Source organism: Stenomitos rutilans, assembly GCF_059505485.1.
Window position 1 is genome coordinate 1 of record NZ_JCACKR010000034.1, and the last position, 6,205, is coordinate 6,205.

At 50.6% G+C, this 6,205-nt stretch carries 6 protein-coding genes; 5 read left to right on the top strand and 1 reads right to left on the bottom strand.

The window, feature by feature from the left end:
• Positions 1-207 precede the first annotated feature (207 nt).
• From AC5JLP_RS05575 to AC5JLP_RS05585, 3 genes are all read left to right on the top strand, one after another.
• Positions 208-999 carry a glutathione S-transferase family protein gene (locus AC5JLP_RS05575; protein WP_496066925.1) on the top strand — a complete coding sequence of 264 codons (792 nt, stop codon included), beginning with the start codon at positions 208-210 and terminating at the stop codon, positions 997-999.
• Between the two features lie 170 nt (positions 1,000-1,169).
• Positions 1,170-1,721 (top strand): peroxiredoxin, encoded by a 552-nt coding sequence (locus tag AC5JLP_RS05580; protein ID WP_496066926.1) that lies wholly within the window; start codon positions 1,170-1,172, stop codon positions 1,719-1,721.
• Between the two features lie 74 nt (positions 1,722-1,795).
• Positions 1,796-2,896: a tetratricopeptide repeat protein gene (locus tag AC5JLP_RS05585; RefSeq protein WP_496066927.1), complete on the top strand. Its 1,101-nt coding sequence runs from the start codon at positions 1,796-1,798 to the stop codon at positions 2,894-2,896.
• Positions 2,897-2,934: 38 nt separating this feature from the next.
• On the opposite strand, the gene ispD is transcribed toward AC5JLP_RS05585, so the two are convergent.
• On the bottom strand, positions 2,935-3,627 hold the full coding sequence (gene ispD, locus AC5JLP_RS05590) for a 2-C-methyl-D-erythritol 4-phosphate cytidylyltransferase (protein WP_496066928.1): 693 nt from the start codon (positions 3,625-3,627) through the stop codon (positions 2,935-2,937).
• Between the two features lie 269 nt (positions 3,628-3,896).
• Between ispD and AC5JLP_RS05595 the strand changes: the two genes are divergently transcribed.
• Both AC5JLP_RS05595 and AC5JLP_RS05600 read left to right on the top strand, forming a co-directional pair.
• The gene (locus tag AC5JLP_RS05595) at positions 3,897-4,859 is read left to right on the top strand and encodes a glycosyltransferase family 9 protein (RefSeq protein ID WP_496066929.1); all 963 of its coding nucleotides are present in this window, start codon (positions 3,897-3,899) and stop codon (positions 4,857-4,859) included.
• 2 nt (positions 4,860-4,861) lie between these two features.
• A complete protein-coding gene (locus AC5JLP_RS05600; protein WP_496066930.1) occupies positions 4,862-5,455 on the top strand; it encodes a D-glycero-alpha-D-manno-heptose-1,7-bisphosphate 7-phosphatase in 594 nt (197 codons plus the stop codon).
• Positions 5,456-6,205: the final 750 nt, after the last annotated feature.

Genomic DNA, 6,205 nt, shown 5'->3' on the forward strand with positions numbered 1-6,205 from the left:
CAGTCTAACTTCTTTCCCTCCTTTCTCCGGTCTTATTAAGTTCACGATCCTTAGTGGCGAATTGATGCGCTTATAGCCTGATTAGATGCTCCTTTGAGCAGATTGCATAGTCTTTGCGTTTAAGGGAGGATTAGGCTAGTCCTACGAAGTTGTGTCACACCTGAAACCGTTCGGTGCTGCTTCTCAAACGCTCACAGGAGATCCGCAATGTTAGAGCTGTATCAGTTTGAGTTGTCCCATTACTCTGAGAAGGTGCGGTTTATGCTCGATTACAAGGGGTTGGCATACCGCAAGTTTGAAGTTACGCCCGGTGTCGGTCAGATTGATCTATATCGTATGTCGGGGCAGCGGCAGGTGCCTGTGCTCAAAGACGGTAGCGAAGTGATTGCCGATTCCACTGCGATCGCCGATTATCTGGAACGCCAATACCCCGATCGTCCCCTCATTCCGACTGAGCCTAAACTTCGTGGCTTAACGCTCTTAATTGAGCAATGGGCGGATGAATCAATTGGTTTAAATGCCCGCAAGACGCTAATTGGGGCCTTGAACCAGAACCAAAGCTTTCGGACTGCCTTCTTGCCAAGTTCAGTCCCTGATGTAGTTAGAAATCTGATTGGAGCCGTTCCTAATGAGTTTCTGAATGTACTAGGGCAGGGGGTTGGGTTTGGAGCAGACACGATCAAAACGGCTACGAATGCGGTGAAGCGTGACCTTGCCTCGCTATGCTTCTTGCTCAATGACCAACCGTATCTTGTGACCGACCATCCCACTTTGGCCGACTTTGCTGTGGCTGGCTTGAGCATGTATTTGAAATTTCCGGGCGGCAACTATCTCGATATTCCAGCAGCCCTCAAAGAGAAGGGAGTACCGGGTATTGCTGATGTCGGCATTTTTGAGCCGTTCTTTAGCTGGCGCGATCGCCTCTACGCCGACTACCGCAAACCCTTACTCGGTGCTCCGTCGGGTAGCGGTTCACCGAATACGATTAATATTGAGTAGCTCGGTCACTGACAGTTTCTCTATTCTGCCTGTACAGACATTTCGGCCATCTGGGGAGAGTCTCTGGATGGCTCTTTATTGTGCAGAAGATTTGACACAAGTGCCGTTGATCGACAATGCTAACTTATGTTAAGCCGCTCTTCTAACCTCATGATTCTGGCAATATGCTCATGACCCGCCGCGTTTTGTTCAAGCTTGTCATAACTGTCTGTTTGGCATTAGTCACTGCTTTTAGTGCCCCGATCGCAGCTTTTGCAATGGGCGGAGCACAGCCACCACTGCATCAAGTGGCTCCTGCGTTTACGCTGCCGACGAATACAGGCGATGGAACGGTTTCACTGGCAGACTATCGAGGCAAGTGGGTCGTTGTTTACTTCTACCCCAAAGATTTCACCTCTGGCTGCACGCTAGAGGCACGGCGCTTTCAGCAAGACCTACCTCAATACCTTGATCGCAACACCCAAATTGTGGGCATCAGTGTTGACTCGGTGGCATCTCACGCAAAGTTTTGTGATTCTGAAGGGCTAAAGTTTCCGTTGCTGGCAGACACAGATGGCTCTGTGAGTAAGCGTTACGGCTCCTGGCTAGGGATAGTGGCGTTGCGCCATACCTACATCGTCGATCCAGACGGGGTGTTACAGGCGACCTTCACTGGAGTGAATCCTGCGATTCACAGTACCGAGGTGCTAGCGAAACTGGACGAATTGCAAACAGACGCATAGGGCTTCCCAAGGAGAAATCTTTCCTGTAATCTAATCTGTCTGCCACTTAAGCAACTGAAGTAGCGTTGAAAGGTATGTCTGAAAAAGCGATCGCGTGTTCCCAACACTCTCTTGTTTTAAGCCTTGTGCTACTGCTAGGGCTAACTACACCCCAATTGGTACAGGCGCAGCCAGCTCGTAATAAAGCTGATGACAGCAAGGTGACAGAACTGCTTCAGGAAGGCCGCAAGCTGGTTGACGCTGGTAAACTTCCAGACGCGATCGAGCTTTATCGACAGGCCGCAGAGCTGGATAATAAAAACCCACGCATCTTTTCAGGCATTGGTTTTTTGCAAGCGAACCAGGGAAAGTTTCAAGAAGCGATCGCAGCCTACGAGCAGGCGATCGCCCTCGATCCGAAAAATGCCGATTTTTACTATGCTCTGGGTTTCAGTGAGGCAAGCCTGGGAAACAACGATGCGGCGATCGCAGCCTATCGTCAGGCAACGCTGTTTGAGCCTCGCCATATGAATGCCCAAATGGCCTTAGGCGTAGTGCTTACTCGTGAGAAGAACTACGCCGAGGCCCTGCGCGTTTGCCAGCGGGCGATTGCGCTAGAACCTCGTAACTACCGCCCCTATGAACTCATGGGCAATTTATTTCTCCAGCAAGAGCGCCCTCAAGATGCGATCAAACCATTGCTTCAAGCCGCTCGTCTTGCCCCCAAGCAGGGAAGCATTCAGGTCAGCCTCGGTACGGCTCTACTGGATCAGGGCAATTTGGAGCGGGGGTTGGCGGCATTTCAACGAGCCGGGCAGGTTGAGCCGCGCAATCCAACTATTCAGCTTCAGATGGGCAAAATCTTGCAGGCTAAGGGCCAGTACAGCAGCGCCCTCAGGTTTTACCAGCGGGCACAGTTCTTAAAAGCTGATCCGGCTGATGTGCAGAACGCGCTTGGCGATGTCTACATGGAGAAGCAGGATTATCTGTCTGCCATCATTGCTTATCGCCAGTTTGCGTCTGCCGCGCCGCAAAATCCTGATGCTTATTACAAGTTGGGCAAGGCACTGCAAGCGCGCGATCGTAAAGACGAAGCCATTACGGCGCTAGAGCAAGCGAAGCGCCTGTATCAGGATCAAGGCAAAAATAATAAGGAGCTAAATACGCTCTTGCAGAACTTAAAGCGAGGGAAATAACCATAGCAACGGCTGGTTGCCTGTAGAAAGGTCACAAACTACCCCCCTAAGCCTCGCTGGCGCAGAATAAATTCTGCGATCGCCAGATCGATCGGTGTCGTCACCTTTAAATTGCTTTCTTCGCCCTGCACAATTTTGACAGGCAAGCCGCACTGCTCAAAAAGTGCCGCGTCATCCGTCACTTCCCAGCCCTGTGAAAGACCTTCATTGTGGCAACGCGTTAATGATTCGACAGCGAACCCTTGAGGGGTTTGAGCCGCCCATAGTTGGCAACGATTGGGCGTGCTGGTGATGAGTTGTGTGGTGGGGTCTACAACCTTGATGGTGTCTTTTACTGGAATCGCCGCAATCAGCCCTGCACAGCGGAGGATCTCAGCGGCACAGCGATCGATTAAGTCGGGTGTTACCAGGCAACGAGCACCATCGTGTATTAAAACGCGCTCGGCTACGGCTGGCAAAGCCTGCAAGCCTTTGTAAACTGATTCTTGACGAGTTGCTCCACCGGGAATGAAATGCACACACTTCGTCATGCCCAGGTACAGCACAATCTCTTTGAAATCGGCAAAATCATCTGGTTGACCAATTATGCCGATCCAGCGAATCGATCGAGACGCTTTGGCAGCAGCGAGCGTCCAAGTCAAAAGTGGTTTATCCAGGAGGGGTAGCAAGAGTTTGTTGCGGTTGCTACCCATACGACGACCCGAACCAGCGGCAGGAATCAAGAGATACACGGCAGTCCTCTAGTGTTTATGGTTCATCAGGAGTGACTTTAACCTCATTTCAGGAACAACGGCTTTTTAGGAACTCAGGTTTTTAGAAAAGGAGTAAACGATGGTACCCTTACAGGGGAATCTGGAGCTAAAACGCACATCGCAAGCGAGTGCGACACTTTCTTGCACGACATAGCGTTTCAAATTATGGCCGTATGGTGACGTGCAAGACGCAAAACTTTCCTGTATCTTCACTTAAAATTAAGAGCGAATTAGCGTAAAGAATTATTATGCGAATCGTAGCCCTTGTCCCTGGCGGAATTGGCGATCAAATTCTATTCTTCCCAACCCTGGATGATCTGAAGCGGGTTTATCCCACTGCCCAAATCGATGTCGTGGTTGAACCCAGGGCAAAGGATGCCTACCGGGTTTCGAAGTCGGTTCACAACACCCTTGTGTTTGACTTTAAGGACCGCAGCAGTCTGGCAGATCTTGGCAATTTGCTAGGCGTGATTCGAGAGCGAGAGTATGACATTGCACTGTCGTTAGGTCAACGTTGGACGGTTGGTCTGCTGCTATGGTTGACAGGTATTCCAGTGCGTGTTGGCTATGCTGGCAGTGCTGGTACGTCTTTTTTGACAAATGCAGTGCCTTTAAAGCAAAACCAGTACGCGGCTCAGATGTATCACGATCTCCTGCAAGGGTTAGAGATTAATACCCTCACTCCTGAACTGGCTCTGAGTGTGCCTGCAAAGGATCTTGAATGGGCAGACGGTGAGCGAAAGCGGCTGGGGCTTCAAAGTAGTGGTTATGTATTGATTCATGGTGGGTCTAGTCAACTAGCCAAGGCGAAGGGGATCGACAAGATTTATCCCGTTGCCAGTTGGAAGGGCATCATTCAGGATTTTGAGCGCCGACAGCCAGAGTTACCGATCGTGCTGGTCAAAGGCCCTGAAGACGCAGAATTTGTTGCCGCACTCCAGGAAGTAAGCCCCAAGTTAAAAGTGACTGCACCTGCGGATATAGGCAAACTGGCAGCGATGATTGCTGGGGCAAGCTTGATGTTGTGTACCGATAGCGCTCCAATGCACCTGGCTGTTGCCGTCAAAACTTACACACTGGCACTCTTTGGCCCCACCGATCCCCAAAAGCTACTGCCTGAAAGCAACCGCTTCATCGGCATCAAATCGCTGACGGGTAAGATGGGTGACATTTCACCGCAGATGGTGCTAGAGAAAGTTTGGAGCAGTTAGGCGTGGCAAAGCGAGCCGTTTTTCTCGATCGTGATGGCGTTCTCAACCAGGAAGTGGGTTATATCCACAACGTGACGGATTTACACCTGATCCCCGGCGTGGCTCAAGCGGTCAAGCGACTGAATCAGGCTGAATTGTTCTGCTGCCTGGTATCGAATCAATCTGGCCCTGCTAGAGGATACTATCCCGCGAGTCATGTGGAGGCGCTGCACGATCGCCTCTGCCAATTGCTAAAAGCTGAAGCGGACGCTCATTTAGATGCGCTCTATTACTGTGCCTATCTCAGCGCACCTGAAGGCGGTACAGAGCCAGCCTATACCCGTTGGAGTACCTGGCGGAAGCCCAATACAGGCATGCTGGTTGCCGCGTGCTGGGATCACGATTTGAATTTGAAGGAGAGCTTTATGGTGGGCGATAAAGCAACTGATGTGGACATGGCGCACAACGCAGGTTGTATCGGCATTTTGGTGCAAACCGGGTTTGGCGATCGCATCCTCAGCGGCAAATACCAACATCACACCAGACCAGACTTTGTTGCACCCGATCTACCTCAAGCAACAGACTGGATTTTGCAACAGATCGGCATCTCGGCATAGAGCAATTCAATCGCCCGGAAGACTGCTAAACCGGGGTGTAGTATTAAAGTAATAGGTAGTAGTCTTGTTCTAAAGCCTGCTACAGCGTTCCCCAGCATTAGCTTTACCGATACGGTCACTGCTGAGAAGAAGGACGCTAATAGAAAAAATCTTTGACCTTTCAAATGATGGTCAGAGCAACGCTTGAAAAGCATAACTATTATTAGGAGAATTGTCCTATGCCACTTGTTGTTGGACTTGCCTTTTTCGCTGGCTATGCCATGATTTGCGCGTTGTTTGTTGACCGTGTTGAATAAGCCGTTCCCTCTTGAGTCCATAGATTAAAAGAGTTGTCTGACTGCGATGAATGCTAAGCATTTCGCTGTCATATTAGCAGTGGTGAACAACAAATTATTAGGGGCGGCTCAATACTAATGAGGTGAGCGTGGTCAGCTTAAGCAACCTTTTGTTAAGCTGCATAGGGTCAATAATGTGACGAACCAGGAAACAGTAAAATAGTACATACGCGCATTCAATCGCTACGGGTAGATTCCCCGCCCCTTGGGGCGCATGTAGTACAGCAGTCCGAATGGGCGCTGTTGAGCGGAGTCGAGCCGCAAAGCGTGTGAGGGGTAGCGAAGTGATACACCGTCCGCTTGCGGCGGTGACGTTCATTGCAGGAAATATCAAGGCTCTCCGGAGAGTATTTACTCCAGATGCACTAGACCTCCTGCACGAATAGCAAAACAGTGTGCCAGCTAGCGACCGCAG

What these genes read in the sequence shown, in the direction of transcription:
- AC5JLP_RS05580 (WP_496066926.1), top strand. Translation starts at nt 1,170, where the DNA reads ATGACCCGCCGCGTTTTGTTCAAGCTTGTCATAACTGTCTGTTTGGCA.
- AC5JLP_RS05585 (WP_496066927.1), top strand. Translation starts at nt 1,796, where the DNA reads ATGTCTGAAAAAGCGATCGCGTGTTCCCAACACTCTCTTGTTTTAAGC.
- AC5JLP_RS05595 (WP_496066929.1), top strand. Translation starts at nt 3,897, where the DNA reads ATGCGAATCGTAGCCCTTGTCCCTGGCGGAATTGGCGATCAAATTCTA.
- AC5JLP_RS05575 (WP_496066925.1), top strand. Translation starts at nt 208, where the DNA reads ATGTTAGAGCTGTATCAGTTTGAGTTGTCCCATTACTCTGAGAAGGTG.